This is a genomic window from Streptomyces sp. JNUCC 63 (assembly GCF_054366325.1).
In genome coordinates, this window is sequence record NZ_CM135963.1 from 1,378,078 (window position 1) to 1,405,034 (window position 26,957).

The 26,957-nt window shown below is 70.8% G+C and carries 21 protein-coding genes, 1 tRNA gene and 1 pseudogene; 8 read left to right on the forward strand and 15 right to left on the reverse strand.

Annotated features, from left to right (window positions below):
- Window positions 1-61: 61 nt before the first annotated feature.
- Window positions 62-3,310: a tetratricopeptide repeat protein gene (locus ACX25U_RS06265; protein WP_454389528.1), complete on the reverse strand. Its 3,249-nt coding sequence runs from the start codon at window positions 3,308-3,310 to the stop codon at window positions 62-64.
- Window positions 3,303-3,761: a hypothetical protein gene (locus ACX25U_RS06270; RefSeq protein ID WP_454389529.1), complete on the reverse strand. Its 459-nt coding sequence runs from the start codon at window positions 3,759-3,761 to the stop codon at window positions 3,303-3,305. Before ACX25U_RS06270 ends, ACX25U_RS06265 begins: the two co-directional genes overlap by 8 nt.
- A gap of 912 nt (window positions 3,762-4,673) precedes the next feature.
- Here ACX25U_RS06270 and ltrA point away from each other — a divergent pair.
- Entirely contained in the window at window positions 4,674-6,116 is a 1,443-nt protein-coding gene (gene ltrA / locus ACX25U_RS06275) for a group II intron reverse transcriptase/maturase (protein WP_454386069.1), read from the forward strand.
- Window positions 6,117-6,424: 308 nt separating this feature from the next.
- Here ltrA and ACX25U_RS06280 read toward each other — a convergent pair whose 3' ends face one another.
- The 3 genes from ACX25U_RS06280 to ACX25U_RS06290 are packed head-to-tail and all read right to left on the reverse strand — an operon-like array spanning window position 6,425 to window position 8,464.
- On the reverse strand, window positions 6,425-6,937 hold the full coding sequence (locus ACX25U_RS06280) for a hypothetical protein (RefSeq protein ID WP_454389530.1): 513 nt from the start codon (window positions 6,935-6,937) through the stop codon (window positions 6,425-6,427).
- Window positions 6,934-7,872, reverse strand: coding sequence for a class I SAM-dependent methyltransferase (locus ACX25U_RS06285; protein ID WP_454389531.1), 939 nt, complete (start codon window positions 7,870-7,872; stop codon window positions 6,934-6,936). Before ACX25U_RS06285 ends, ACX25U_RS06280 begins: the two co-directional genes overlap by 4 nt.
- Window positions 7,856-8,464: a transposase family protein gene (locus tag ACX25U_RS06290; RefSeq protein WP_454394128.1), complete on the reverse strand. Its 609-nt coding sequence runs from the start codon at window positions 8,462-8,464 to the stop codon at window positions 7,856-7,858. Before ACX25U_RS06290 ends, ACX25U_RS06285 begins: the two co-directional genes overlap by 17 nt.
- Window positions 8,465-8,547: 83 nt before the next feature.
- Between ACX25U_RS06290 and ACX25U_RS06295 the strand changes: the two genes are divergently transcribed.
- From ACX25U_RS06295 to ACX25U_RS06305, 3 genes are all read left to right on the forward strand, one after another.
- Complete coding sequence (locus ACX25U_RS06295) at window positions 8,548-9,930, forward strand: ATP-binding cassette domain-containing protein (protein WP_454389532.1); 1,383 nt, start codon at window positions 8,548-8,550, stop codon at window positions 9,928-9,930.
- 24 nt (window positions 9,931-9,954) lie between these two features.
- Window positions 9,955-10,371 carry a RidA family protein gene (locus ACX25U_RS06300; protein WP_454389533.1) on the forward strand — a complete coding sequence of 139 codons (417 nt, stop codon included), beginning with the start codon at window positions 9,955-9,957 and terminating at the stop codon, window positions 10,369-10,371.
- Between the two features lie 258 nt (window positions 10,372-10,629).
- Window positions 10,630-11,001: a transposase family protein gene (locus ACX25U_RS06305; protein ID WP_454394130.1), complete on the forward strand. Its 372-nt coding sequence runs from the start codon at window positions 10,630-10,632 to the stop codon at window positions 10,999-11,001.
- A 20-nt stretch (window positions 11,002-11,021) separates the two neighbouring features.
- On the opposite strand, the pseudogene ACX25U_RS06310 reads toward ACX25U_RS06305, so the two are convergent.
- Window positions 11,022-11,123, reverse strand: a pseudogene (locus tag ACX25U_RS06310) (helix-turn-helix domain-containing protein); the annotation flags it as partial.
- Window positions 11,124-11,514: 391 nt separating this feature from the next.
- Between ACX25U_RS06310 and ACX25U_RS06315 the strand changes: the two are divergent.
- Window positions 11,515-12,246 (forward strand): EcsC family protein, encoded by a 732-nt coding sequence (locus ACX25U_RS06315; protein ID WP_454389534.1) that lies wholly within the window; start codon window positions 11,515-11,517, stop codon window positions 12,244-12,246.
- Window positions 12,247-12,352: 106 nt separating this feature from the next.
- Here the strand turns inward: ACX25U_RS06315 and ACX25U_RS06320 are convergent, their stop codons facing one another.
- On the reverse strand, window positions 12,353-12,499 hold the full coding sequence (locus ACX25U_RS06320) for a hypothetical protein (protein ID WP_454389535.1): 147 nt from the start codon (window positions 12,497-12,499) through the stop codon (window positions 12,353-12,355).
- 436 nt (window positions 12,500-12,935) lie between these two features.
- Between ACX25U_RS06320 and ACX25U_RS06325 the strand changes: the two genes are divergently transcribed.
- From ACX25U_RS06325 to ACX25U_RS06335, 3 genes are all read left to right on the forward strand, one after another.
- Window positions 12,936-16,460, forward strand: coding sequence for an ATP-dependent DNA helicase (locus ACX25U_RS06325; RefSeq protein ID WP_454389536.1), 3,525 nt, complete (start codon window positions 12,936-12,938; stop codon window positions 16,458-16,460).
- A gap of 199 nt (window positions 16,461-16,659) precedes the next feature.
- A complete protein-coding gene (locus tag ACX25U_RS06330) occupies window positions 16,660-18,609 on the forward strand; it encodes a GmrSD restriction endonuclease domain-containing protein (RefSeq protein ID WP_454389537.1) in 1,950 nt (649 codons plus the stop codon).
- Window positions 18,610-18,932: 323 nt separating this feature from the next.
- A complete protein-coding gene (locus ACX25U_RS06335; RefSeq protein WP_454389538.1) occupies window positions 18,933-19,415 on the forward strand; it encodes a hypothetical protein in 483 nt (160 codons plus the stop codon).
- On the opposite strand, the gene ACX25U_RS06340 is transcribed toward ACX25U_RS06335, so the two are convergent.
- The 8 genes from ACX25U_RS06340 to ACX25U_RS06375 form a co-directional block, all read right to left on the reverse strand.
- Window positions 19,380-19,464, reverse strand: a tRNA-Leu gene (locus tag ACX25U_RS06340). The genes ACX25U_RS06335 and ACX25U_RS06340 overlap by 36 nt on opposite strands.
- A 192-nt stretch (window positions 19,465-19,656) precedes the next feature.
- Window positions 19,657-20,814: a sugar phosphate isomerase/epimerase family protein gene (locus tag ACX25U_RS06345; RefSeq protein ID WP_454389539.1), complete on the reverse strand. Its 1,158-nt coding sequence runs from the start codon at window positions 20,812-20,814 to the stop codon at window positions 19,657-19,659.
- Window positions 20,811-22,232: an alkaline phosphatase family protein gene (locus ACX25U_RS06350; RefSeq protein ID WP_454389540.1), complete on the reverse strand. Its 1,422-nt coding sequence runs from the start codon at window positions 22,230-22,232 to the stop codon at window positions 20,811-20,813. The genes ACX25U_RS06345 and ACX25U_RS06350 overlap by 4 nt, the downstream gene beginning before the upstream one ends.
- Entirely contained in the window at window positions 22,229-23,434 is a 1,206-nt protein-coding gene (eboE, locus tag ACX25U_RS06355; RefSeq protein ID WP_454389541.1) for a metabolite traffic protein EboE, read from the reverse strand. Before eboE ends, ACX25U_RS06350 begins: the two co-directional genes overlap by 4 nt.
- A 3-nt stretch (window positions 23,435-23,437) precedes the next feature.
- Entirely contained in the window at window positions 23,438-24,286 is an 849-nt protein-coding gene (locus ACX25U_RS06360) for a TatD family hydrolase (RefSeq protein ID WP_454389542.1), read from the reverse strand.
- Window positions 24,286-25,050 (reverse strand): EboA domain-containing protein, encoded by a 765-nt coding sequence (locus ACX25U_RS06365; protein WP_454389543.1) that lies wholly within the window; start codon window positions 25,048-25,050, stop codon window positions 24,286-24,288. The genes ACX25U_RS06360 and ACX25U_RS06365 overlap by 1 nt, the downstream gene beginning before the upstream one ends.
- A complete protein-coding gene (locus tag ACX25U_RS06370) occupies window positions 25,047-25,919 on the reverse strand; it encodes a sugar phosphate isomerase/epimerase family protein (RefSeq protein WP_454389544.1) in 873 nt (290 codons plus the stop codon). Before ACX25U_RS06370 ends, ACX25U_RS06365 begins: the two co-directional genes overlap by 4 nt.
- On the reverse strand, window positions 25,916-26,881 hold the full coding sequence (locus tag ACX25U_RS06375; protein ID WP_454394132.1) for an SCO3242 family prenyltransferase: 966 nt from the start codon (window positions 26,879-26,881) through the stop codon (window positions 25,916-25,918). Before ACX25U_RS06375 ends, ACX25U_RS06370 begins: the two co-directional genes overlap by 4 nt.
- Between the last annotated feature and the right edge of the window lie 76 nt (window positions 26,882-26,957).

The following is a 26,957-nucleotide window of genomic DNA, read 5'->3' on the forward strand; positions in this document are numbered from 1 at the left end:
CGTCCAGGGCGTACACGTTCTTGTCGTTGCTGCCGATGAATCGCTCCGCGCTTGGACCGGGCTACCGCGGTCGCCACGGCCACCGGCGGTGGCGCGGCCGTTGCGCTGGGGTGACACTCCGCAGTCCGGCGAGCAGTCGCCGCGCATCCTCCCGCGCGGCCCCGTGCGCCCCGGGGGCGTCCTCGGCGAGCCGCTCGCGCAGGGAGAGCGCCTCTTCCGCCGCGGCGACGGCCTCGTCCGTACGGCCGAGAGCGAGGTACGCGCGGGCGAGCGCGTCGAGGCTGCGGGCCAGGTGGGGCGCCTGTGCCGCGGCGTCTGTGCCGGTGGGCCGACGCAGGGCGGCGACGGAGCGTTCCAGCGGGTCCAGCGCGTCGGCCGGACGGCCGGTCAGCGCCTGGCAGAGGCCGAGGGTGTACAGAGATCTGGCCGCTGCGGCCGCGTGGGTCGCCGGATCGTCGGCGGCCAGGCGCTGCCAGAGGGCGGCCGTCTCTTCGGCGGCGACCAGCGCCTCCGGCCATCGGCGCAGCACCGTCAGGACAAGGCAGAGGTTGTTGAGGCAGCGGGCCAGTTCCGCTTCGTGCGCCGCGGGGTTGGCCTGTGCCAGCCGGCGGAGCATCGCCACCGCTCGCATCGCGGGCTCCAGCCCTTCGGCCGAACCTCCCGCCCGTACCCGGTTGATGCCCAGGTTCCCGAGCGCGGTGGCGAGCGGGCGCTCGTGGACCGCAGGGCATTCCTGCCAGAGCCGGCTCCGGATGGCCACGGCCGCCTCGGTCTGCGCCAGCGCTTCCGCCGGGCGGCCGGCCTCCGCCAGCCATTGGCCCCGGTTGTCCAGGGCCTGCGCCAGCATCGGCTCGAACCCGGTCGGGTTGGTTTCGGCCAGCCGCCGCAGCACGGCGATCTCCTGCTCGTTCGTGGCCAGGGCCTCATCCCACCTGCCGGCTTCCGCCAGGTCGACGCTGAGGCCGGACAGTGAGGCTGCGAGCCCGCGTTCGTGCGCCGCGGGGTTGCTGCGGGCCAGGCGGGATTGAATGTCGACCGCTTCGCCCGAGGCAGCCAGAGCCTCCGCCCAGCGGCCGAGCGCGGCGAGGTCGCGGGCGAGGTTGACGAGGATGTCGGCGAGATCGGGTTCGTGGGCCTCGGGGTGGACGGCGGCGAGTCGGCGCCGGATGGCCAGGGACTCCGCCGTCGACTCCAGGGCCTCGGCGCGGCGGCCCTCGTCAGCCAGCCACGCACCGAGGTTGTGCAGAGCAGTGGCGAGGCGGTGTTCGTGCTGCTCCGGATCCGCCTTGGCCACCGGGCGCAGCAGATCCACGGCCTCGACCAGAGCTTGTCCGGCCTCGGCGCGGCGGCCGGTTTCGGCCAGCCAGAGGCCGAGATTGCCGAGTGCTGCCGGCAGGCCGGTCTTGTCGGGAGTGAAATCGGCCCAGCTCCGCCAGAGGGACACCGCGCGTTCGCTCGCTGCGAGGGCCTCCGTGGTCCGTCCCGTACGCCAGAGGTAGTTGCCGAGGCCGTTCAGGGCGTCTGCCAAGTTGATTTCGAAGGCGGTCCGCACCGTGGCCGCGGCCGCCTCCCAGTCCTCCACCGCCCGTTCCATCGCTGCGACGGCCAGGTCGTACTGTCCGGCGTGCGAGTGACGGACGGCGGTCTCGGAGCGGATCAGCGCCCGCAGCACCGGCCGCTGCGACTCGTCTTCCAGCGGCGTTTCGACGATGACCCGCTCGCCGAGACGGGCCGTCAGCGCGGCCATCCCCACGTCCAGGTCGACGTGGCGGCGCTTGGGAAAGTGCTCGGCGATGGCTTGGCCCAGCGGGGTGCCCAGCCGGTCGAGGCGGGCGATGCCGACCAGTGCGGCGCTTCCGCCGTCGACCGCGAGCCGGGGATCCTCGTGCAGCAGCGGCTGCAGGTGTCCGGACACGACGTGCGGCCAGCGCTCGGCAGCGGCGGCCAGGAAAGTGACCGCCCGCGGGGTCCAGGCCGGGGCGGCGCCGTCGCCGTCACGGCCGAGGAGGGTTCGTACGGCATCCGCCGCCCAGGGCGAGGGCGGATAGTCGGCGCGATGACCTGGGAGGGTGAGAGCGATGAAATCCTCGGCGAGGCGGTCGGGGTACAACGGCTCCAGAACCGGCACGCCGGCCGCAGGGCCTGCGCCCTTTCGGGCGTACGGGCCCGGTGCGCCATCCGGCGGGTAGCAGACGGCGTGGTCGCCGCAGGCCTGTTCGGCAGGGCCGATGCCGAGTGATACGAGTACGGCGGTACCGGCGGAGCGGGGGAGCGGGCCGGTGAGCGCCGCCACGAAGACGACGTGGCGCATCACCTCCGGCGCGGTCCGGAACGTGCGCTTCACCGGGCCCAGCTCGTGGGTGCCGTCGCCGAACAGCCGGGCCCAGTGGGCGTGCTCGCGGTCCAGCAGGTACGTCGTCAGGCCCGCCGCGGCCCCCTCGGGCGGCGGGCGGCCCACGGCGTGGGCGTCGACGGCGACCAGCGCGGCCATGTGAACGGTCAGCGTGAGGCCGAAGTCAGGGTGGTCCAGACCGCTCGGGACCGGGACGGCCGCCGGGTTGCCGAGCCCGTAGCGGGCTGCGAAGGCGCGGCGCGCCGCGTCGAACATCAGTCGGCGGTCTCCGCCCCCCTCGTCCGGCTCCAACGGCTGCAGGTACCGGGTGGAGGTGCCCGCCTGCTGGTTGGTGAGGGAGGCCCGCAGAGCCGGCCATGCGTCCGCGGTACGGGCGAGCAGCAGCACCCTGGCCCGCACCCCGGACTGGTGCAGGAGCGCGTTGCTCAGCAGCCATGCCAGGTGGGTCTGGGGCCAGCGGTCGGCGTAGTCGACGATCAGTAGCATTCCGGCTGCCCCGTCCGCGCGGAGATCCTGGCTGCCGGGCGGCGGCAGCACACTGCCCGGTCCGTGGGTAGCCGTGATCACCTTCCAGCCGGCATCGACGGCCTCGGCGGCGAAGCGGGCTGCGAGCCGGGACTTGCCCTGCCCGCCCGGGCCGTGCAGCCAGCGGGCTGCGAGCCGGGGCCCGTCACGGCACCAGCGGTGCAGATCGGCGAGCTCGCCCTGCCGACCGGTGAACTCAACTACGGCGAAGCGGGCGTTGAGCATCCGGCTCGGCAGCTCACGGAGGAACTCCGGATCAGTGTTCGGAGCCGGACGCCACTCCTCCAGTACATAGAGCGGCAGCCCGTCGCCGAAGACGTGGACGGAGGCGCCCACCACCCCGTATGCGAAGCCGCCGACAGCCGTGACGTTCTGCTGGACGGACGGCGGCACCGCGGGCTGCCCGGCCCCGGCCCCGCCCTCCTCACCCACGGTCTGCCTGCGCGGCTTCGCCGGCCGCCGGCGTGGCGGGACCTCCGTGGTAGTGGATGTCACCGCCCTGGACGCCGAATGCGGTGCCCTGGCCGTGGGCGGTGACCTGCTGCACCCACCGGGGCTCGCCCTGCGGCAGGGCCGGACGTATCTCGTCCAGGAGAGCACGCAGTTCGTCTGCGGCGGCCGGGTTCTCGCGGAGGAAGGCGACCAGTCTGCGGTTCCAGACCGGCACGAGTTCCCGTCGCACGCCGGGACTGTCAGCCTCGCTCAGGACCAGCTCGGCGTCGGCGTCCAACTGGTGCTCGACGGTCGCCTGCCGGGGTGGCTCACCCCGTCCGAGGAGCCTGGCGGTGCCGGTCCGGGCCGCTTCCCAGGCATCGGTGGCCATTGCGGCTACCACGGTGGTGGCACCGGACAAGGCGAGGGCGGCAAGGGTCTGGTCCAGCACCGGATCTCCTCCACGTCGAAGGCACGGACGGCATCGGGCGGCCGGAGCGGGCAAGTCCGGCCCCGGCGGCAACTGCGGCCGGCCAACACCGCCCCTCCCACTCCTGCGTCTCCGTCAGGACAACGCTCGGGGAAGCGGAAAGGATCCCCCTGGCCGCGGCCCGCACGGCCCCACGGCCCCACGGCTTCGTCATCTTCGAGGTTCACCTGGTAGTAGCCGCCGTATTGGCTTTGTTCACGAGATCGGGTTCTGGCGCACATTCCGTTTGCGCCGTGAGGCACTGCTGGTTCGAGTGGAGGTGGAAGACCGTGCGCCACGAGGCGCTGTGATCCGCGTGCGGGTGTGAGACCCGCACCGCCGTCCCGTCGCAGCGGGACGGCAGAAGCAGGGGGCAGCTGGGCCCGGCGAGTCGGCCGGATCTGGTGGAGAGCAGCCCCGACAACGACGGGACGCACCGGAACTACCGGACGGTGCGGGTCCGGCAAGCGAGACGGGAAGGTGGACGCGAGGAACCAGCGGTGTAAAGCCCCTCAAGACCTCCGCCAGCTCAAACCCGGTGGATCTGGGCTGGATCGCGGTGCGCACTGCCCGTACGGGCAGGAACTCCTGGATCGGATTGATCTTGCCGGTCGGGAGGCCACGGTGAAGGACTGCGGCGTAACCGTGGCGATGCCGCAGGGGCAAAGCTGGCCGCCTCACCCGACGAGCGGATCACAGTGAACGTGGGAACCATCCCGAAGCTCTCGTTTCGGCGCGCCTTCCAGGCGCGTCGGGCGGGAAGGCGCGACGTCCGCCGATGGCCCGGGGTGGGGCGGAGGGCTGGTAGTAGTCCGCGGGCGGGAAAGCCGTCCACATGGCGAAGCAGCCCAGCGGATTCGCGTAGTTGAGGAACTGCAAGGGACGGAGACGCTGGTGAATACCGGTGAGCTGTGGCCCGACCCCGATGGGGCCTGGCTGCGGGTACGACGGATGCAGACCAAGCTGCACCGATGGGCGGTCGATGATCCCGACCGCAGGTTCGATGATCTCTACAACCTCGTCCATCACCCCGACTTCCTCACCGTTGCGTGGGAGCGGGTGAGGGGCAACAAGGGGGCGCGCACCGCCGGCGTGGACCGGGTCATCCCGGCCTTCATCGCCGACGACGCCGACATCGTGGCCTTCCTGAGGAACACGCGGGAGCAGTTGAAGGCCCGCACGTTCACTCCGCTGCCGGTGCGGGAGCGCATGATCCCCAAGCCGGGCAGCGGAGGAAAGCTCAGGAGACTGGGGATTCCCACCGCGATGGACAGGCTCGTGCAAGCCTCGCTCGTGCTGGTCCTGGAACCGATCTTCGAGGCGTCCTTCAAGCCGGTCAGCTACGGCTTTCGCCCCGAACGACGGGCCCATGACGCCATCGCCGAGGTGCACCATTTCGGCTCCAAGGGATACCACTGGGTGCTGGATGCGGACATCGAGGCGTGCTTCGACAACATCGCGCACTCCGCTCTGTTGGAGCGGATGCGCCGACGAGTCGGAGACAAGCGGGTTCTTGCCCTGGTCAAGGCATTCCTGAAGGCGGGCATCATGTCTGCCGACGGTGAGACCAGGGACACGAACACCGGTACGCCCCAAGGCGGCATTGCCTCACCGCTGTTGGCGAACATCGCCCTCTCGGCGCTGGACGAACACTTCTGTGCCAAGTGGGACGCTCACGGCAGCGGTGGCAGGCGAACGGCACACCGCCGACGCGGAGGCGCCACATACCGGATCGTCCGCTACGCGGACGATTTTCTGATCATGGTGTGTGGCACCCGAGCTCACGCGGACGCGCTGTGGGAGGAGGTCTCGGCTGTGCTCGCCCCATTGGGGCTCCGCCTGTCCCAGGCCAAGACCCGTGTCTGTCACCTCGACGAGGGGCTGGACTTTCTCGGCTTCCGCATCCAGCGGAGACGCAAGAAGGGCACCAGCGAGTACTACGTCTACACCTATCCGTCGAAGAAGGCGCTGGCCTCCATCACGGGCAAGGTGCGGGCGGTGACGAACAAGAGAGGTCAGCGCACCCTCGCCGACTTGCTCCGCCAACTCAACTCGGCGGTGCGGGGGTGGTGTTACTACTTCCGGTTCGGGTCGTCCACAGCCACGTTCCACTATCTCGACGACTTTTGCTGGCGTCGGGTGACCTTGTGGTTGAGGAAGCAGCACCCGGGGATCGACTGGAGGACTCTGCGGCGCCGCTATCTGACCGGGGAACCCGGCTGGCGGCCCGAGGAGGACGGGATCACGTTGTTCGTCCCGCAGCGGGTGAAGGTGACCCGTTATCGCTGGCGCGGATACAGCATCCCAACACCATGGGCGAAAGCCACGACGGCGTGAGCCGCGCGGTCCAGCGGGAGTCCGTGGAGCGCCGGATGCGGTGAGAGCCGCATGTCCGGTGCGGAGGGCGGGCCGGGGAAACGGGCTGGTCACAAGACCATTACCGCGCCCCGGTCCGACCCCTACTGCACCAACCCGCTGTCGCAGCAGTCGGGTTGAAGCTGAGGGCAGCCTGATCCGGGGGATGCCGGGGAGGGCGGGAGCAGCCCTGACAACGCCGGGACGTGTCCAGTACTGCCAGAAGGGGCAGCACTGGTTGTCAGCCGTCGCCGTGACGCTCGGTGGCAACCCGATGTCACCCGGGTTCTCTACTGCACGTGGTGGTACCAGCGTCGGTGCACCGCGGGTTCGACGCACAGCACGGCGGCGCCTGCGATCGTGCCGACCAGCAGGGCGGACCCACCGCCGCCGTTGAGGACCGCGCCGAGGCAGGCGGCGGCAAGGGCGAGCGGGCGCAGCAGGGTCAGCGGGCCGAGACCGATGACCATCGCGAGGGTGCCGGCGCGGAACGGCAGGACGAAGTAGGCGGCGAGCGAAAGCAGTACGGCGGTGGCGTAGACGGTGAGCGGAAGCAGGTAGCCGAGGCCGCCGGCAGTCAGAGTGCCGTAGGTCCGTGCCTGGTCGCGTGTGGTCAGCAGCAGAAGGGCGGCGGTCAGCGTGGGGGCGAGCAGCAGGACGGCCCCGACGGTCAACCCGCGCAGGACGGCTCGGGTGGTGGCCCGCTGTTTGCGGATGCGGGCGTCGCTGCCGGCATAGGCGCGGAAGCCGCTGAACGCTGCGTCGACCAGACCGAGGAGTATGAGCGGTATGGCGGGCGTCATCGGGTGGTCTCGGCGAGGTGCTCCGGGCCGACCATGCGGCGTGCGTCCCGCCCGAGGGCTCGGCGAAGCGGCGCCTCCAGTTGCGGACGCACTCCGATGATCGGGCGCAACGTGGCGCAGAACGGGTTCACCGCGCCGCGCGGCTCGTACAGCAGTGCGCGGATGCCGGGTGCCGCGGCGGCGCGCAGCAGTGTCTCGTCGCTGTGCGCGCGCCGTGCGGAGACGACGCCGTCGTGGCGGCCGAGCGGGTTGCGCATCCGGGCACGGTGGAAGATCCAGGCGCCGATGGGCGCGAGACGGGTTGCGGCGATGTCGAAGTGGCAGAAGGCATGCGCCGGTGAGGCGGCCTGGGCCTGGAAGAACTCAGCCAGGGCGGGACCACGGAAATGGTGCAGCACGCCGGTGGAGACGTAAACGGTCGCGGCCTCCGGCAGGTCGAAGGCATTTCCGTGGACGAAACGGCAGTTGAGCCCTTCTGCCTGGGCAAGGCGGTCCGCCTCGCCGACCAGCGTGGCGTCGAGGTCGACCCCGACCAGCTCGACGTCCGCGCCGAGGGCGTTGGTGGTCGCCAGCCAGCGGACCAGGTAGCCCAGGCCGCAACCGACGTCGACCAGGCGGTACGGCCCGGGCTGCCCGGTGGTCGACCGAATCGCGGTGAAGAGCGGGCCGAGCAGGTGGACCAGCCGTTCGCCGATCCGCAGCTCCTCGCTCAGGCGCTGGAGCTCGGTGTGCACGCTGATCAGCAGGCGGTCCACGGCGTGCGGGTCGAGTACACCGTCCTGGTCCGTGGGCAGCCCGGCCACGATCCGGGCCGCGCGCTTGTCTCCGCTCTCGCGGAGCTGCTGGATCACCTCGGCGCGCCGGACCGGGAGCCGGTGGCCGCTGTGTGGTTCCACCGCCGTGATCAGGTCGGAAATCTCAACAAGCTGGTGCACAAGGCAGAACCCTACGGCCCAGGGCTGATGCGTTCTCAGGCTGCGAGATGAAGCAAGTCGAGCGCGTGCTCGGGCCGTGACCGGTAGTGGTCGGCGGCAGCGGTGCGAAGGCGGGGATCTCGTTGCTTTTGGCCTCGACCTGGTGCCGGGCGATGACGGCCTGGGGCTCGTGCAGGACGGCGGCGAGCAGGTGCACGGCGGTGCCGTCGGTGCGGCTGCCCCGCATGGTCTTGCTGTCCACGGCCCGCCCGGTCAGGGCGGGTGTGGGTTCCTCGACGGGGTCGGTGGCCAGGCGGGCGAGCCAGGCGCCCACGGCGTCGTCGAGGGCATCGCCGTCGAGGCGGTACAGCAGTAGGCCCAGGGTGGTGGCGACCGGGGTGGACGCCGCGATCCCGAGACGCCTGCGCAGGTCAGGACCGCTGTCGGCGGCGAAGCGGGCGATGCAGGCCGGCGAGGTCGCGCCGCTGAGCACGGCGACTGCGCACAGGGCGAGCAGGACGCCGAGGCGGTAGCGGCGCCCCCCGGACGCGGCGCGGGTCCGGCACTTGGTCCAGGACCTCGGCCGGGGTGGGCAGTTCGGGCAGGTCCGCAGGTGGGCAGGGCAGCACGGCGCCTTCGAAGTGGCGCACGAGGATGCGTATCGGGGAAGACGGCACGCGAACGCGACCCCTGTTCATGATCTTCGGCTTCGACAACCTTGATCATCAGGAGTCGCGTTCGTTGTTTCCAGTCGGGCCAATCGGCCGCAGCCCGCACCATCGGGGCGAACCGCTCATCTCGTCACCTGAGAACACATCCGCCCTGCCCCAGGACGTCGTGCTTGTTCCTGGAATCCGAGTTGAGCGCAACATCGCTCTCGGAAAGGAACGTTTCTGGACGTCTCGCGGGAAGGTCTCCTCCCAGGAGCGAATCGCCGTAGAGCGGGCTTTGAGGCACGCTGGCGCACGGTTCTCCTCTCTTGAACGTGTGGCAGATCTCAGCACCAGCGAGCAGCGACTCGTGCAGATCGCCCAGCAGCTACTGAGTCCAGGCGGCGTGCTCCTCCTCGACGAGCCGACAGCGGTTCTCTCCGAGCCAGACTCTGAACGTCTGCTCGAAACCGTTAGCGACCTGCACGACCACGGTAAGGCGATTCTCTACATCAGCCACCGACTCAATGAGATACTTAGGATATCCGATCGGATCACGGTACTTCGCGACGGCAAGACCGTTCGCACCTATACCCGCGGCGAAGTGACCCGCAGTGAATTGGTTGAAGCGATGGCCAGGCGGCGCAGTAACCCTGGACCCCGGCCGTCCGAAGTGCACCGAGAGGCGACCCCAGGTCACGAGCTACTAAGAGCCCGGGACGTTCAGTGCGAAGGCGCTTCGGTCGACGAGTTCACCGCACGCGTCGGCCAGATTGTCGGGATCACCGGAATCCAGGGATCTGGCTGCAGCGAGTTTGCTCACACCCTGTCGAGCTGGATTCCGTGCACTGGATCCGTGGAGGTCGACGGCCAGTCCCTCACCCCGGGATCGGTCCGTTCGGCGAGAGCCGCTGGCGTCGCTCTCGTTCCCGCTGAAAGAGCAGCCACCATTGTGCGAAGCGCGACGGTTCGACAAAATGTTGTGCTCTCGTCGACCAGGAAGCGGCAGCACTTTGGCACCCGCGCACGCTTCGGATTTCGAAGTTATGGCGCGGAGCGAGCTACCACAGCCCGGTACGTCGCCAGTCTTCAAATCCACCCGGCGAACAGCGAAGCTAGGACCGGGTCCCCCAGTGGTGGCAACCAGCAGAGGGTAGCCCTCGCGAGGTTGCTTGAAAGCGAGGCGCGCGTCATGATTGTGGAGGAGCCCACTCAGGGGATCGACGTCAACGCGAAGCAGGAGATTCTCGCCCTCTTGCGTGATATTGCGAACCGCGATGACAGCACGGTTATCGTCGCGATCTCTGAGTTTGACGAAGTGCTCGAGCTAGCAGACGAGATCCACGTAATGAGGCTCGGCAAGAGAGTTGCGAGCTACCTGCCCGAAGAAACTGATTGCAACACCATTCCTCACGACGCACTGCCGTAAGAACCAAGAGAAAGGATACTCGCAATGACTGTGGAACGTCGAAACCCCGAGGGCGTGTACGTGCGAAAACTACCGTCGATTGACGGTCCAATCTACAGCCAGGTGACCAGCGCGATTGTCAAGCGCTCGATCCACGTGTCTGGAACCCTTCCGTTCGACGCTCACCAGGTTCTGGTTGGCGAGAATGACGTCGCGGCCCAGACGCGGTGCATTCTTGAGCACATCGAGCGCTCGCTGGCCGAGTTCGGCGCAACGCCGGCTGATGTGGTTCGCACCAAGACCTACGTGACCGACATGGCGTCCTACCTTGAGCTCGGCCTGCCGGAGTGGGTCAAGTTCTTCGGTAAAAACCCGCCCGCGTCAACCACGGTGGGTGTGACCGAGTTCGCTGACTCTCGGTGCTTCGTTCAAATCGAGGCGTATGCGGAGCTTGACACCTAAGCATTGCGGGTGCCGGATAATCATCCGCCCTGGTCAAGCGGCGTGTCAGGGCGGATGTGTTCTCAGGTGACGAGATGAGCGGTTCGCCCCGATGGTGCGGGCTGCGGCCGATTGGCCCGACTGGAAACAACGAACGCGACTCCTGATGATCAAGGTTGTCGAAGCCGAAGATCATGAACAGGGGTCGCGTTCGCGTGCCGTCTTCCCCGATACGCATCCTCGTGCGCCACTTCGAAGGCGCCGTGCTGCCCTGCCCACCTGCGGACCTGCCCGAACTGCCCACCCCGGCCGAGGTCCTGGACCAAGTGCCGGACCCGCGCCGCGTCCGGGGGGCGCCGCTACCGCCTCGGCGTCCTGCTCGCCCTGTGCGCAGTCGCCGTGCTCAGCGGCGCGACCTCGCCGGCCTGCATCGCCCGCTTCGCCGCCGACAGCGGTCCTGACCTGCGCAGGCGTCTCGGGATCGCGGCGTCCACCCCGGTCGCCACCACCCTGGGCCGACTGCTGTACCGCCTCGACGGCGATGCCCTCGACGACGCCGTGGGCGCCGGGCGGAGTGTGCAGCGCTGCCCACCGGGCCCCCGGGAGGCCGGCGCCGCCGGCCCTCCGACGGCCCAGGCGCGCCGCCACTGATAGGCGGACTTCGGTGTCACCCGCAGCAGCTCGGCGACCTCCGGCGCACTGGCCCCGGCCGCGAACAGCTCGGCGGCCCGCAGGCGCAGCGCCTCGCGTCGCGCGCGCTCCTGGGCGGTCATCCCTCCGCTGTCTGCTGTTCGTCGCCTGCACCCGGGCCCGGGACGGCCTGTACGTCTCGTGGACCGGGCAGCCGAGCCCGTTCCTGGTGGAGGCCGGCTGCGGGGTGGGGTAGTCGGCACAGCCTGCTCGCCACCCTTGAATCAAGCGCACGCGAGCAAACCGAAGCGGTTTGACAACGCTTTCGCCTGCATGGGAAGGTGTAGTCGCTTCAGCTCGTGGAGGGCGGTGCGACGAAGGGCGTCGTGGCGCCAAGGGGTGGACGGGCGGTAGCGAGGGGGATGCGGCTTCAACCGCCCACAGTCTTGCCGGGGATGCCGGCGACCGGAATCCTTCTCCTGCCCGCAGCAGTGCGGGACGCTCCCGGGGGGGCGCTCGCGGAAGGGGTATGTGATGGCCGACGAGAAGACTCCTGATGAGGGAGCGGCCGAGAAGGCCGGGCGGTGGATCGCCAATCTCGCGGAGAAGGTCATGGTGAACGGCGTGGGGCCGATCACGGGGTCGGTGACCTGGGCCGAGGACCGTCTCTCGAAACGGCAGGGTGCCGCTTACAGGGCACCTGATGACGATGAGCGCCGTTCTCCCGGGGATATGAAGGACGACATCGACGCGGTCATCTCCCGCCTCATCAAGGAGTCCGTGGCCGCGGCCGGGACTCAGGGGTTCGTCACCGGGCTCGGAGGTCTGCTCACCGCGGGCGTGACGATCCCTGCGAACGTGGCCGCGTCCCTCGCCATCAACATGCGGATGGCCGGTTCCATCGCGCACCTTCGGGGATGGGACATCCGTGATCCGCACGTGCGGACCGTTGTGATGATGCTCGCGATCGGGATGAGCGCGCAGAACGTCCTGGCGGCCTTCGGGGTGAAGGTCGGTCAGAAGCTCGGCGAGCAGCTGATCAAGAAGATCCCGATGGCAGTGCTCCATGCGATCAACAAGAAGGCCGGGTTCCACCTCGTCGCGAAGTTCGGAACCAAGCGCGCCGCGATCACGCTCGCCAAGGGAATCCCGATCCTGGGAGGCATTGTCGGAGGCGCTGTGGACGCAGGAGCGACCGCTGTCATCGGACGGGCCACGGACAAGGCCTTGCGCGGCGACACCCTGCGGACCGAGGAACTGGAGTAACGAAGAAGCGAACCAGGTGGACGAGCGCTCGTCCGTTCCTCGCTGCGCATGGGGGAGCAGCGGGAGGACTTCCGGCGCCACCTGCGCTCGTCGCCGCCTGGCCTTCTCAGACCTCCCCGCCGCCGACACCACGCGTGGCCGCGCCGACGGTCGCGTCCGCCTTCACCGACTGGGTCCGCTTCGTCGTCGCCTCCGGTCTCCCGTGGTGGCGGAGGTTGCCCGCGGGCTTCCCGCACTGGAACCGGGTCTCCAAGCCCTTCGCCCCTGGCGCTAGTCCCAGGTTGTGTCCTTGAACAATCGCCGCGTCAACTCCGGCTACGGCAGCCCACTTCGACCGGAATTGTCCTCAAAGCTTCGGGCGGACTCGATGTGAACGGGACCGGAGCGCCGGTCTCGCACCGCGGCGGCCTCACCCCGACCGAGGACGACCTCCGTGCCGGAGGGCCGGCCTTCGCCCTCGGCGACTGACGACACGCCGGCCATCTCGGGTTCGAGCGGCAGAGGGCCCTTCTCCTCGGGTACTGACCGGCCCCCGGACCGGACAACCTCCGGGGTGGTCGAGGCGCTTTGCGAGCTGAGGGGTTGGCGGACTGATGGCTTGTCGGCGAAACGGTTCTGGTAGATGTTTCCACTGGGTACGGGCGTTTCGCCCGTAGCGGTGCCGGGGAGCGCCGCGGGGAAGGACGCACATGAGTACCACCACAGGTGAGGAAGTCATCGCCCTCGAGCAGAAGGCGGTGGACCACGCGTACGACTGCTACGAGGCGCGGTTGGCCGAGATGAGCGGGAGCTCCGCCGCCATGGCCTCGGCGAGCGGCAAGGACAGCATCGCCGTCCGCAAGGCGATGGAGGCGCGGGCCGAGGCGTACAGGGGACTCGGCAACGAGGCGCTGGTCTTCGCGCGGGTTGACGCCCCGGAGGAGCCGGGACGGGAGCCCCGCCCCTGGTACATCGGCCGCCGCAGTGTGCTGGACTCGGAGCGGGAGCCGGTGGTGCTGCTGTGGACCAGCCCGCTGGCGGACAGATGGACCAAGGCGCTGCCCGAGAAGCCGGGGGACGTGGTCCTGCGCCGACGGCTGCAGTGCGCACGGCGTGTTGTCGAGGGCTACGTCGACGAGATCGCCGTCACCCGGCCCGCCCTCGACCGTCCCTCCACCTCTCCAGATCCCGTCCGCACTCCCACGCGGATTCCGAAGCCGCGGCCGGCGGCCGACGACCGCGCCGAGGTGGAAAGGCCGCAGGAGTCGGACGTGGCCGATCCGTCGGCACCGGCCCCCGAATCCGCCTCGGACTTGGTCCCGGAAGAGGTCGCCGAGCCCGGTGGCTCGCGGCCCGGGCGGCGCACGCCGGCCCCCACGCCGGGTGACGTGGCGCGTATCCGGCGGCGCAAGCCGCTACAGCCGGACGAGTTGCTGCTGCGCGAGCTGCAGCGTTCGCGCAGCGGCCGGATGCGGGACATCGTCGAGACGATCCGCCGCGACCAGATGGACCTGGTGACGGGTTCCCCGACCGACGTTCTCGTCGTGCAGGGCGGCCCGGGCACCGGCAAGTCCGCGATCGGTCTGCACCGGGTCACCTGGCTGGTCAACAACGAGCACTTCAAGGCTCAGGACATCCTCGTCATCGGCCCTCACCAGCGGTTCCTGGACTATGTCGGCCAGGTGCTGCCCACCCTCGGCACAAGGGACGTCAACGCCGTCCAGCTGTCCCGTCTCTGGGACGCCGACACGCCTGGCACCGATACCGCGCAGGCGCGCCGGGTGAAGTCGGACGAGCGAATGGCGGCCGTGCTGCGCAACCGCGTCGAGAGCGACTTCCGCCCCGAGGCCCTCGACGACCTCACCGCTGCCCCCGCCTTCGAGGGTGACGAGCCCGCCGTCACGGTCACCGCCGCCGGCACGACCTTGCGCGTCCCACGCTCCCAGGTCCTCGGCCTCCTCACCGCCGCCCAGGACGGCGGCGGCCCGTACCGGCAGCGCCGGGACCGCTTCCGCACCCTGTTCGTCGACCTCCTCCTGCGCGAGCTCACGGACGTCGCTCCGCGCCGCGGCCAGTCGCCCACCATCCGCAGGGAGTTCGAGCGCAACCGCCGGGTGGAACGGCTCGTCGAACGGATCTGGCCGTCCCCGAGCGCCAGGGAGGCCCTGCGCAGCCTGTACGACTCTCCCGACCTGCTCCGGTCCTGCGCCGACGGCATCCTCGACGAGAACGAACAGGCCGTCCTGCACCGGCCCCGCGCCGCCACCGCCGATGCCGAGCCCTGGACCCTCGACGACCACGTCTGCCTCGAGGAGCTTGAATTCCTCATCAGCGGCGAAGTCCCGCCGCGCTACGGGCACATCGTCGTCGACGAGGCCCAGGACCTCACGCCCATGCAGGCACGCGCCCTGCGCCGCCGCTGCGCGGCCGGGGGCTCGATGACCGTTCTCGGCGACCTCGCCCAAGCCACCGGCCCGCACACCCACACGAGCTGGGAGCGCCTCGGCACGCTCCTGTCCGACCACGGCGACTGGCACGTCGCCGAGCTCACCACCAGTTACCGCGTACCCGCGGAGATCATGGAGTTCGTCGCCCCGCTCGCCCGCGCGGTCGCCCCCGATCTCCCCTACCCGCAGGCGGTGCGCGAGGCGGGCGAGGACGCGGTACGGACCGTGGCGACCGAGCCGTGGAAGCTCCTCGAGGACACCGTCACCCACGTGACGCGCCTCGTCGGTTCCAGCGACGACGGGAACAACCTGCGCTCCATCGCCGTCATCGTCCCCGACGACTCCACCTGGCTGGACGAGATCACCCGCCTCCTCGACCAGAGCGAGGACCTCACCGGCCCCCGTCGCAAGGCGGTCTCGGTGCTGGCCGCCGCGCAGGCCAAGGGCATGGAGTACGACCACGTCCTGGTCCTGGAGCCGGCCACCGTCGCCGCCCGCGGTCCGGCCGGCCTGCGCCAGCTCTACATCGCCCTCACCCGCAGCACGCAGACCCTGACCGTGCTGCACACCGCACCGCTCCCGGAGGCCCTCACGGACACCGTCCACTCCCCTGTCCCCGCCGGTATCCCCAGCTCCTCTCCCGCCGAGGCCCGGCCGGACGACGAGGCCGCCGTCCCGGAGATCGGCACGGACGTCCGGGTGAAGGTCGTCGGTCCCGGCCCGGGCGGCCGCTACAAGGTGACCGCCCTCGCCCCGGCCCTCGACCGCCCGATGATGCTCACGGTCCGACACGGCTCCACCCCGCCCCGCACCGGCGACGAGCTGGACTGCTGGGTGTTCGCCAACGAGACCAACCAAACCGTGCTCACCACCGACCAGCGTGGCCGTCTGCCGATCTCGCCCACCATGGCGCCCCGGTATGTCGCGGCCCTGGGCGTACTCGACGAGCTGATGTCGGCCACAGGCGGCGAGCCGCAGGACGCCCGCGCCCGCCTCGCCGAGCTGAAGGGCATGGCCAACCGCATCCTCCGCCGCGACCAGGCGGACTGGGTGGACGTACGACGCGTCCTCGGATCGCCCGACAGGCAACGGTTGAGCGTCCTGCGCGATCTCGCCGCCGGCACCCATCGAGCGCTCAAGGACGGCACTCTGGACATCGCCGCCCTCCGGGACCAGCTCTCCGGCTCCGGCTGGGCCGACGCCCTCCTCGATGCACGCGACACCCTCCGCGCCCGCATGGACGACGCCACACCCACCGCCCCGGAAAAGGCACCCAGCACCGCTCCCGCTCCCGAGCGGAAGCCCGAGCCGAAGGAAACCGAACCCGTGCCCACCTCCGGACCAGCGATCGCCGCGCCCGCCACCACCTCCGAGACCGTGGAGCAGTCCGCCCTGCTCCAGGCGCTGGAGGCCTGGGCCACGGCCGACCGCACCTGCAAGAAGCACGAGGCGGTCCGCCACGCCCTGAAGGCGGCCCTGTTGTGGGCGGACCTCGAGCCGGTGGACTCCCCGGTCGTCGACGTCAGTTGCGACACCGACCAGGGCCTGCGCCTGTACGAGGTCCTGGGCGCCGGCCGTTCGGCCTACCAGGACCTGCGCGAGGGAGCGACCCGCCTCCTCGAGATCAACCACACGCTGCCGACCTCCGCCACCGGCCTCTACCTCGTCCTGTGCGAACCCCCGGCCGAGGACTGGGCCGCCGAAGCCGTCCGCGACATCTTCACCGTGCACGTCCTGTGGCGCACCCCGGACGGCTGGGACGGCGAGGTCGTCGGCACGGCGCTCTGAGGGTGATCGCTCCATCCCCTTCCGACAGCGCCGACATGCCGGGGAACATCGGCGCATGAAGTGGCGCGGGTGAGTCAGGCCGTCGCGTACGAACAGCCGTCACCCGTCGCCGGCATCAACCTCCGGTCGCTTCGGCGCCGTTACTCAGGAGACACAAGCCCCGTACGGAGTACCGGCGGGTCGACCGAAAAGGCACGGCATGCAGATTTCGCAGATCCTGTACAAGATCGACTCCGGGGACATCGCCCTTCCGGAGTTCCAGCGCGGCTACGTCTGGACCCGTGACCAGGTTCGCGCGTTCTTCCAGTCGCTGTACCGCGGCTATCCGATCGGGGGGTTCCTCACCTGGAGCACCAAGGCCGACAGCGCGAGCACCCGCGGGGGCGGCCCGGAGAAGGACGGCACCGTACAACTGCTGCTCGACGGTCAGCAGCGGGTGACCACCCTCTACGGCGTCACCCAGGGACGCTCACCTCGCTTCTTCGAGGGCAACCAGGCGGTACTGACCGGGCTGTACTTCCATCTGGAGACCGAGACCTTCGAGTTCTACGCCCCGGCCAAGATGAAGGACAACCCTCTGTGGGTCGACGTCACCGCCCTCTTCCAGAACAACCTTGGCACGCTGCTGCCCTCCATCACCACGCTGGCCGGAAGTGACGGGTCCCTGGTGGCGGCCTACATCGAGCGCCTGAACCGAATCACCCAGATCAAGGACCGCAACATCCACATCGAGGAGGTCACCGGTAAGGACATGACCATCGATGTCGTCGTGGAGATCTTCAACCGCGTCAACTCCGGTGGCACCAAGCTCTCCAAGGGCGATCTCGCGCTGGCAGCGATCTGCGCGTCCTGGCCCGACGCCCGCCCGACCATGAACACCGCTCTGAAGAACTGGTCGGACGCCGGTTTCACCTTCAAGCTGGACTGGCTGCTCCGCAGCGTCAACGCCGTCCTGACCGGTGAGGCCCAGTTCTCCAAGCTGGGCGACGTCGAGGTGCCGGAGTTCCAGACCGGACTGAAACAGACCATCGAGTCCATCAGCTACCTGCTCAACGCTCTCGGCGGCCGCCTGGGCCTCGACCACGGGCGGGTACTGAACGGCCGGGCCGCCTTTCCCGTCATGAGCCGTCTGCTGCACCACCATTCCGGCAAGTTCCCCGACGCCATGACCCGCGACCGGCTCTTCTACTGGTTCATCCACAGCTTCCTCTGGGGCCGGCACACCGGCGCCACGGAGACCGCCCTCAACCAGGACCTCGAGGCGGTCGACGCCGGCGGGGTCGACCGGCTGATCGAGACTCTGCGGCAGGCCCGCGGCGGCCGACTGGAGGTCCGGCCCGACGACTTCCAGGGTTCCAGCATGGGATCCCGTTTCTACCCGCTGCTCTACATGCTGTCCCGGGTCCACGGGGCACAGGACCTGGGAAGCGGGGTCCCGCTGAAGGACGGCATGCTCGGAAAGCTCAGCTCCCTCCAGGTGCACCACATCTTCCCCAAGACCCTGCTCTACAAGCACGGCTACAGCAGGGCCGAAGTCAACGCAGTCGCCAACTTCTGCTTCCTCACCCAGGACACGAACCTGCAGATCAGCGCCAAACGGCCGGAGGACTACCTGCCGGAGATCGCCCAGAAGGTTCCGGGTGCCCTTGAATCGCAGTGGATCCCCACCGACCCGGAGCTGTGGCGCATCGACGCCTACCGCTCGTTCCTCGCCGCCCGACGCGAACTCCTCGCCGAGGCTTCGAACAGGTTCCTCACCAAACTGCTCGAGGGACCGTCTCCCGTCGGTCTGGCCGCACCCGCCCACGCCACGGTCCTCAGGTCGGCCGCCGCTCCGGCACCCGCCGCTGCCACGGACGAGGACATGCCCGGCCTGGCCCAGCTGCTGGAGGACCTGCGGCGGCGGGGCTTCGCCGAGCCCGAACTGGACAGCGAGGTGACCAACCTGGTCCACGGCAGCCCCGTCCTCGTGGCCACCGCGTTCTGGCCCCAGGGCCTGCAGGAGGAGGTGGGCGACCCCGTGGTCCTCGTCCCGGAAACCACCCCGGACGAGCAGGCCGCCCTGGAGGCGAGTGACTACCGCGTCTTCCACAGCGTGGACTCCATGCGGCGCTACGTCGGCAACATTCACGCAGACCAGGCGGCGTGACAACGGCGGGGTTCACGACCGCAGATCGTTGGGTCAGGGCGTGGCCACGTGATCCGGGCAGGCCGCCGCACACCGGCCAACCGGACGCCCCTGCCACGCTTCCCCTTCCATGGATGCGGCGTCAGTAATGGCAGTTTGTCGCGGTTCGCACCTCGGCGATGGTGGCATCGGCCACAGCTCTTGTTCACTCATTTCCTTCGCGCAGCGTCTGGGGGAGGTGCGCGCGGTCCTGGGCGTGGAGCAAGACCTCACGCCCGCATCCTGCGGACCCTGCCGGTGACGACCGGCCGAGATCGTTCCGCCGACGCCACGGCCATGAAGCGTTGGAGCAACTCTTCGACGAAGCAGAGATCATTCCGACCGATCCGTTCAGAGCCTCTGTCGTCCGAGTTTTCGTCCGCACCACACTGGTGGTCCCAGAACAGACCCACCTCGCCCGCCACCGGGCCGCCCTCACTGCCGGGGTCGACCCCGCCATCGTCACCCAGTGGATCAACGAAGCCCAGAACGACAAACGAACCGCCCTGGCGAAGCTCGAGGAAACCGAGGCGCAGCCGAGCAGCGCGCCGAAGAAGGAGAAGCCACTCGCCAAGAAGGAGATCATCGAGCTCGCGAAGAACCTCCACGAGGTCGCACAGCGCCTCCAGAGCGCCGATCCGAGCACGAAGGCCTCACTCTACGAAGCCCTCGGCATCACCATCAGCTACGAAAACGCCACGAGGACCGCGACCGTCAGGTCGAGGTCCTCGTTTCCGTGTCGTCACGGTGGGTGTCCGAGGGGGGACTTGAACCCCCACGCCCGATAAAGGGCACTAGCACCTCAAGCTAGCGCGTCTGCCATTCCGCCACCCGGACCAGGTGTCTGTCGCCTGGGCGGGGGTGTTCCCCGCGGCGACACGAGAACAATACCAAGGTTTGGGGGTGGCTTTCACCTGCGTATCCGCCCCCGGGAGGGGTCCCCGGGGCCCTCCCGGGAGCGGAAACGGAGTGTGATCAGGCGGGTACCGTCAGGGCATGCCCCCCGTTGTCCGTGATGCCCGTGCGGTGTTACTTGCGGCGCAGGGCGGCCATGTTCTTGTAGCCGATCCGCGCGTGTTCCAGGGACTGGGCCGGGTCGGTGGAGCTCGGGGCGTTGTCCTGTTCGACCATCGGGTTGTGGTAGTTGGGGTGGCCCACGCGGGAGAAGAACGTCGTGTAGTCGATGACCCCCGTGCCGAAGGGGACCATGTCGTAGCCCTGGCCGTTGGTGGTGTTGACGACGCCGTCCTTGGCGTGGAAGAGCGGGTAGCGCTTGTGGTGGCGGGTGACCAGGCCCGCCGGGTCGAAGATGTTCTCGCGGACGGCACCGTCGTGGGCGGTGTAGGTGCGGAACTTGTACTGGGCCACGTGCGCCCAGTAGATGTCCATCTCCAGCCAGACCAGCTTGGGGTCGGTGACGGACAGGAAGTACTCCAGCTTGCGGATGCCGGAGCTGCGGGTCGGGCGGCCCTGGGCGTCGAGCGGGCCGCCGTCGAGCAGGAAGCCGTACGCCGCGTCGTGGTTGTGGGTGTAGAGCTTGATCCCGGCTCTGCGGGCGATCTCGCCCATGGCGTTCCACTTGTCGGCGGCCACGTCCCAGTCGGCCCTGTAGGAGCTGCCGGTGGGGTCACCGCCGGTGCCCATGTGCTCCATGCCGAGGATGTTCGCGATCTCCAGGTGCTTCTTGAAGGTGTCCAGGTCCGCGGTCGTCAGGGGCCAGGACGGCGGGATGAAGCCGTGGTTGCCCTGCGCGCGCAGCCCGTACTCGTCCAGCCAGCCGCGCAGCAGCCGGGCGCCCTCGACGCTCTCCAGGCTCGCCCCGCCGGGCGCGTTGCGGTGCTGGCCGTAGCCGGCGAACTCGACCTGCCGGTAGCCGAAGCGGGCCAGCTGCTCGAACACGGCGCGGAAGCCGGAGGGCAGGTTGGTGGAGAGCGGGTCGCGGCCGGTCGCGTCGCGGACCGTGTAGAGGATGATGCCGCGCTTGTCCTCGGGGACGAGCAGGTGGCCCTTGGCCTTGCCGTTCGACTCGGCGGGCGCCGCCTGCACGGGGGCCGCGCCGAGGACCGGGGCGGCGATCGCGCCGGCCGCGACGGCGGTGCAGGTGCCGAGGAAGCCGCGGCGGCCTATGCCGAGGCTGCGGCGCAGCTGGTCGTCGGTGCCGTGGTCGGTTGCCTGGATGTCGTTCACGGGTGCCTCTTTTCGGACGGGTGCTCGGGTCCGCCGAGACCGGCGAGCTGGAGAAGGAGTGACTTCACGTCGGTGGCCGCGATGCGGTCGCCGACGGCGCGGGGGGTGGAGCAGATGAGGAGCGGACCGTCGTCGTCGCTCCTGGGGAGGCGGCCGTGGCTGCCGCGGATGGGGGACGCATCGAGGGGGACGACCGCCATGCGGTAGCGCAGGCCGAGTTTCTTGCGGGCCAGGGCGGTGGCCGCCTTGACCTTGACGTAGGGGTCGAGCGGGTCCATGAACAGTTCGACCGGGTCGTAGCCGGGTTTGCGGTGGATCTCGACCAGCTGGGCGAAGTCGGGCGCGCGGTCGTCGTCGAGCCAGTAGTAGTACGTGAACCAGGCGTCCGGCTCGGCGACGGCGACGAGTTCGCCGGAGCGCGGGTGGTCGAGGTGGTGGGCCTTCTTGCCCTCGTCGTCGAGGAGCTGGTCGATGCCGGGCAGGCCGTCGAGGGCGGCCCGGGTGGCGTCCAGGTCCTCGGGGCGGCGTACGTAGACGTGGGCGATCTGGTGGTCGGCGACGGCGAAGGCGCGGGAGGCCATCGGGTCGAGGTACTCCATGCCGTCCTGGGTGTGCACCTCGAGCAGGCCGGCCTCGCGCAGGGCGCGGTTGATGTGGACGGGGCGGTCGGCGCGGGTGATGCCGTACTCGGACAGCGCGACGACGGTACGGCCCTCGGCGCGGGCGTCGTCCAGGAGGGGCGCCATGGCCGTGTCCAGGTCGGCGGCCGCCCGCAGGGAGCGGGGGTCGTCGGGGCCGTGGCGCTGCAGGTCGTAGTCGAGGTGCGGGAGGTAGCAGAGCGTCAGGTCGGGGCGGCGGGTGCGGTTGATGTGGCGGGTGGCGTCGATGATCCACTGGCTGGAGACGAGATCGGCTCCCGGGCCCCAGAAGTGGAAGAGGGGGAAGGTGCCGAACTTCTCGGTGAGTTCGTCGTGCAGGGACGGCGGACGGGTGTAGCAGTCGGGTTCCTTGCGGCCGTCGGCGTAGTAGACGGGACGCGGGGTGACGGTGATGTCGGTGTCGGCGCCCATGGCGTACCACCAGCAGATGTTGGCGACCGTGTAGCCGGGGTGGGCGCGGCGGGCGGCGTCCCACAGCTTGTCGCCGGCGACGAGGCCGTTGTGCTGCCGCCACAGCAGGACCTCGCCGAGTTCGCGGAAGTACCAGCCGTTGCCGACGATGCCGTGCTCGGAGGGCAGGGCGCCGGTCAGGAAGGTGGACTGGGCGGCGCAGGTGACGGCGGGCAGGACGGTGCCGAGCGGCGCGTGGGAGCCGGACCGGGCGAGGGACTTGAGGTGGGGCATGTGGTCGAGGAGCCGGGGGGTGAGGCCGACCACGTCCAGGACGAGCAGGGGCGTCGGTCCCTTGGGTCGGCTCATGGCAGCTCCTTCAGGCCGAGGTCGGTCAGCAGGTCGCGGGCGAGGGCGAGTTCGGCGGCGATGCCGTCGGCGAGCTGCGCGCGGGCGCGGGGGCGCAGCTCGGGCGGGAGTGCCTGCCAGGTGTACGTCTCGACCTCGAGGTGGCGGGTGAGCGGGTGGGGGCCGCCGACCAGCCGGGTCAGGGCGGCCTTCAGGACCGGGAGGGTGGAGGTGAGGGGTGGGGCGGGGGCCGCGTGCAGGGGGACGTGGAAGTGGGCGCGCCAGGGTGCGGCGTCGGGGAGCACGTCACTGCCGAGTGCTTCTCCCAGGTCGTCGGTGCCGTGCGGGCCGGTGGCGATGGGGGCCCCTCCCGCTCGAACGGAGTTGAGAGTGGGGGACGTGCGGGTCTGGTGCAGGAAGCGGGGTTCGTCGAAGGCGGCGAGAGCCTCGCGAACCTCGGGCAGGTGGGGGTGTTCGGCGTGCAGCGCGGCGGAGAGCTGGGACTTGACGACCGGGACGCGGGCCTCGGTGAGGGCGTCGAGGGCTGTCACCGGATCCTCGAAGGAGGTGGCGAGGTGGCAGGTGTCGACGCAGATGCCGATGCGGTAGTGGGCGATCGCGGTCAGCGGCGCGATGGCGTCGTGCGTGGTCTCCACGGTGCAGCCGGGTTCCGGCTCCAGGCCGACGCGGATGGAGCGGCCGGTCAACTCCTCGATGGAGTCCAGGCGTTCGGCCAGCGTGCGCAGGGCGGTGCGGGCCTGCTCGGCGCGTGCGTCGTCGTACGCGGTGCGCCAGGCCAGGGGCAGGGTGGAGATGCTGCCCTCGGTGACGTCGTCCGGGAGGAGGCCGGCGAGGACGCGGGCGAGGGCGGTGGTGTGGTCGAGGCGTTCGGGGTCGGCCCAGTCGGGCTTGTAGACGCGGTACTTGACCTCTTCGGCGCCGAATCCCTCGTACGGGAAGCCGTTGAGGGTGACGACCTCCAGGCCGTGCCGGTCGAGTTCGGTGCGCAGGCCGCGCAGCGCGGACGGGTCGGAGTCGAGCGTGTGGGCGGCGTCGCGGGCGAGCCAGAGGCCGATGCCCAGGCGGTCCCGGCCGAGGCGGCGGCGTACGGGCTCGCAGTGGTCGCGGAGCTGGGCGAGGACGCCGTCGAGGGTTTCGGCGGGGTGGACGTTGGTGCAGTAGGCGAGGTGGACGGTGGAGCCGTCGGGGTGGCGGAAGCGCATCGTTCACTCCCCGCCGCGCAGGATGCTGTTGCCCTCGTGCGTGGCGCCGGTCGCGGCGACGCCGAGGTCCAGCCTGCCGCTGAGGCCGTAGAAGGCGACGGGGTTGCGCCACAGCACGAGGTCCACGTCGTCCTCGGTGAAGCCCTCGGCGAGCATCAGGTCGCCGACCTTGCGGGTCTTGAGGGGGTCGCTTCTGCCCCAGTCCGCCGCGGAGTTGACCAGCACCTTCTCGGTGCCGTGGGCGCGCAGGATCGCGACCATCCGCTGCTCGTCCATCTTGGTGTCGGGGTAGACGGAGAAGCCGAGCCAGCAGCCGCTTTCCTTGGCCTCCTCGACGGTGGTCTCGTTGAGGTGGTCGACCAGGACGCGGTCCATGGGCAGCGCCGACTCCTTCACCACGTCGAGGGTGCGGCGCAGGCCGGCGAGCTTGTCGCGGTGCGGGGTGTGGACGAGGGCGGGCAGTCCGTGGTCGGCGGCGAGCTGCAACTGGGCGGCCACGGCCTTGTCCTCGGCCGGTGTCATCGAGTCGTAGCCGATCTCGCCGACGGCGACGACCTGGTCCTTGACGAGGTAGCGGGGCAGTTCGTCGAGGACGGGCAGGCAGCGCGGGTCGTTGGCCTCCTTGGGGTTCAGGGCGATGGTGCAGTGGTGGGCGATGCCGTACTGGGCGGCGCGGAAGGGCTCCCAGCCGATCAGGGAGTCGAAGTAGTCGAGGAAGGAGGCGGGCGAGGTGCGGGGCTGGCCGAGCCAGAAGGCGGGTTCCACGACGGCTCGGACGCCGGCGGCGTACATGGCCTCGTAGTCGTCGGTGGTCCTGGACGTCATGTGGATGTGGGGGTCGAAGATACGCATCAGGACTCCTTGCCGTGGGGGTCGACCGGGCCGTGCGGCGTGGTCTCGGACCCGGGCTCGGGCTCGGTCTCGGACCCGGGCTCGGGCTCGGACCCGGGCTCGGGCTCGGACCCGGGCTCGGTCAGGGTCAGTACGCGGTGCAGGTCCTCGGGGACCGGGCGGCCGGCGGCGGTGCGTTCGGCCGCGTAGTCGCCGAGCATGCGGGCGAGTTCGGCATCGCCGCGGGCGCGGCGGGCCAGGTCCGCGACACTGTCGACGGGTACGCCGGTGAACAGGCACTTCAGGACGGCGTGCCGCCACGGGTGGGGTGCCAGGTGCCGGGCGGCGTACGGTCCTGTGGCGGCGGCGAGCAGCCGGGTGTCGTTGGTGCGCAGGGCGTCCTCGACGAGCGGCACCGCGTCCGGGCCGGGCACGAGGTGCGGCAGGGCGTGCAGCACGGCGCGACGCTCGTCGGCGGTGCCCTGGCGGTAGACCCGGGTGAGGGCGTCCAGGTCGGCGTGGGCCGCGTGCAGGATGAGGACGCGGGCGGCGTCGGCGTGGGCGGCACCGCAGCGGCGGCCCGCCTCGGCCAGGCGCAACTCCCATACGGAAATGGGGCCGTGGCCGCCGGGATGCGTGGCGGCCTCGTCCAGCGCCTGGTCGAGCCAGGCCCGGGCGGCCGGGGGCAGGCGGGCGGCCAGAACGGCGTGCAGCTCGTCCACGGGGGTGAGGGCGAGGGCGGTGCCGGCCGCGGGGGTGCCCGTAGGGTCCTGCGGGTGGGTCATCGGGTGCTCCCTTCAGCGGTGGCCGCCTGGCGGAGAAAGGGCAGGGAGAGTTCGGCGAAGTGGGGGCCGGCGTGGGAGTGGCGGGGCAGTTCCACGACGGTCAGGCCCTGGTAGCCGGTGGCGGCCAGGGCCTCCAGGACCGGCGGGAAGTCGATCTCGCCGTCTCCGAAGGGCAGGTGTTCGTGGACGCCGCGGCGCATGTCCTCGATCTGGACGTGCCGCAGCCAGGGCGCGGCGGCGCGGACGCAGTCGGCGGGCGGGAGCGGTTCGAGACACTGGCAGTGGCCGATGTCGAGGGTCAGGCCGAGGCGTTCGGGGTCGCCGAGGAGGCGGCGCAGGTGGTGGAAGTCGGCGAGGGTGGCGAGGAGGTGACCTGGTTCGGGTTCCACGGCGAGGGGGACGCCGGCGGCGCCGGCCGCGTCCAGGACGGGGCTCAGGGACTCCGCCAGCCGCTTCCACGCCGTGTCCTCGTCGGTGCCGGGCGGGGTGATGCCGCTGAAGCAGTGCACGGCGTGGGCGCCCAGGTCGGCGGCGACCCGTACGGCCCGGAGCAGCAGGTTGGCGCGCCGGGCGCGGTCCCCGGGGTCGGCGTCCAGGAGGGAGGGGCCGTGTTTGCGGCGCGGGTCGAGCACGTAGCGGGCGCCCGTCTCCACGGTGACCTCCAGGCCGAGCGCGTCCAGCCGGTGCGCGATGCGGCGGGTGCGGGTGGCGAGGTCGGGGGCGAGCGGGTCGAGGTGCATGTGGTCGAGGGTCAGTCCTACGCCGTCGTAGCCGAGGTCGGCGAGCAGGGCGAGGGCGTCGTCGAGGCGGAGGTCGGCGAGGCCGTTGGTGCCGTAGCCGAAGCGGAGGGCTGCGGGGGCGGAGCTCACGTCACGCTCACCTTTCTCGCGAACCTGCGGGCCAGGGGGGCCAGGGCCACCGTGAACAGGGCCGTTGCCGGTGCGCCCGCGCGGGCGGACAGCGCGGCCTGGAGGGGGACCATGGCGCGGATGCCGCCGCCGACGGCGCGCTGGGTGAGCGGCGGCGAGGGGTTGAGGACGGCGTGGGCGAGGGGGCGGGCGGCGGTGGCGGCGTAGCCGAGCGCGAGGGCCGCGCGGAGTACACCGCCGGGCGGTGCGGGGGTGGGGCCCGGCAGACCGAGGGGGGCTGCTCCGCCTCGGTCCGCCGGGGGTCGGAGGGCGACGGCAGGCGGGGCGAGTGCGTACGCGACGCAGGAGGTGACCGCGAGGGCCGCGAGCGGGGCGGCGGTGGAGCCGCCCTGGGTCTCGCGGCGGGAGACGGCGGTGACGGCCAGGGTGTGGGCGCCGAGGGCGGCGGCGGACGGTACGGCGTTTCGGACCCGGCCGCCGCTCGCGGCGGCGCCGAGCACGAGGTCGAGGCTCCGGGCCGCCGCCATCGCCGGCGGCCCGGCCCAGCTCCGCTTCAGCCCGAGGTCGTAGGCCCAGACCGTGGCGGCGAGCGGGACGGCGACGGTGAGCGCGGGCCGGCCGGCGCGGGCGGCGAGCGCGAGGCCCAGGGCGGTGAGCGCGCCGGCCGCGGCGAGGGCGGCGCCGGGGGCGATCCGCCCGGACGGGAGCGGCCGGTGCGGGCGCTCCACGGCGTCCTCGGCGCGGTCCGCCCAGTCGTTGAGCGCCATGCCCGCCTGGTAGAGGCACAGGGACGAGCCGATGGCGAGGAGGGTACGGGCCCCGGGGGCGCGTCCGGCTGCCGCGGCCCCGGCGAGGGCGTCGCCGGGGACGGTGAACAGGGCGGGCAGCCGCAGCAGTTCGGCCCAGTCGGCGGGGGCGCCGAGGGCGGGACGGCGGGGCGGGCGGACGGTGCGGGTGGGCACGGGGGGCGGAGGGGCCGAGCCGGCGGCGGCAGGGGCGGGCGGGTCCGCCGCTGCCGCCGGGCCGCTCGGGGCGGAG

What these genes read in the sequence shown, in the direction of transcription:
- ACX25U_RS06330 (WP_454389537.1), top strand. Translation starts at nt 16,660, where the DNA reads ATGCAGATTTCGCAGATCCTGTACAAGATCGACTCCGGGGACATCGCC.
- eboE (WP_454389541.1), bottom strand. Translation starts at nt 23,434, where the DNA reads ATGCGCTTCCGCCACCCCGACGGCTCCACCGTCCACCTCGCCTACTGC.
- ACX25U_RS06365 (WP_454389543.1), bottom strand. Translation starts at nt 25,050, where the DNA reads ATGACCCACCCGCAGGACCCTACGGGCACCCCCGCGGCCGGCACCGCC.
- ACX25U_RS06280 (WP_454389530.1), bottom strand. Translation starts at nt 6,937, where the DNA reads ATGACGCCCGCCATACCGCTCATACTCCTCGGTCTGGTCGACGCAGCG.
- ACX25U_RS06360 (WP_454389542.1), bottom strand. Translation starts at nt 24,286, where the DNA reads ATGCGTATCTTCGACCCCCACATCCACATGACGTCCAGGACCACCGAC.
- ACX25U_RS06350 (WP_454389540.1), bottom strand. Translation starts at nt 22,232, where the DNA reads ATGAGCCGACCCAAGGGACCGACGCCCCTGCTCGTCCTGGACGTGGTC.
- ACX25U_RS06295 (WP_454389532.1), top strand. Translation starts at nt 8,548, where the DNA reads ATGATCTTCGGCTTCGACAACCTTGATCATCAGGAGTCGCGTTCGTTG.
- ACX25U_RS06300 (WP_454389533.1), top strand. Translation starts at nt 9,955, where the DNA reads ATGACTGTGGAACGTCGAAACCCCGAGGGCGTGTACGTGCGAAAACTA.
- ACX25U_RS06315 (WP_454389534.1), top strand. Translation starts at nt 11,515, where the DNA reads ATGGCCGACGAGAAGACTCCTGATGAGGGAGCGGCCGAGAAGGCCGGG.
- ACX25U_RS06325 (WP_454389536.1), top strand. Translation starts at nt 12,936, where the DNA reads ATGAGTACCACCACAGGTGAGGAAGTCATCGCCCTCGAGCAGAAGGCG.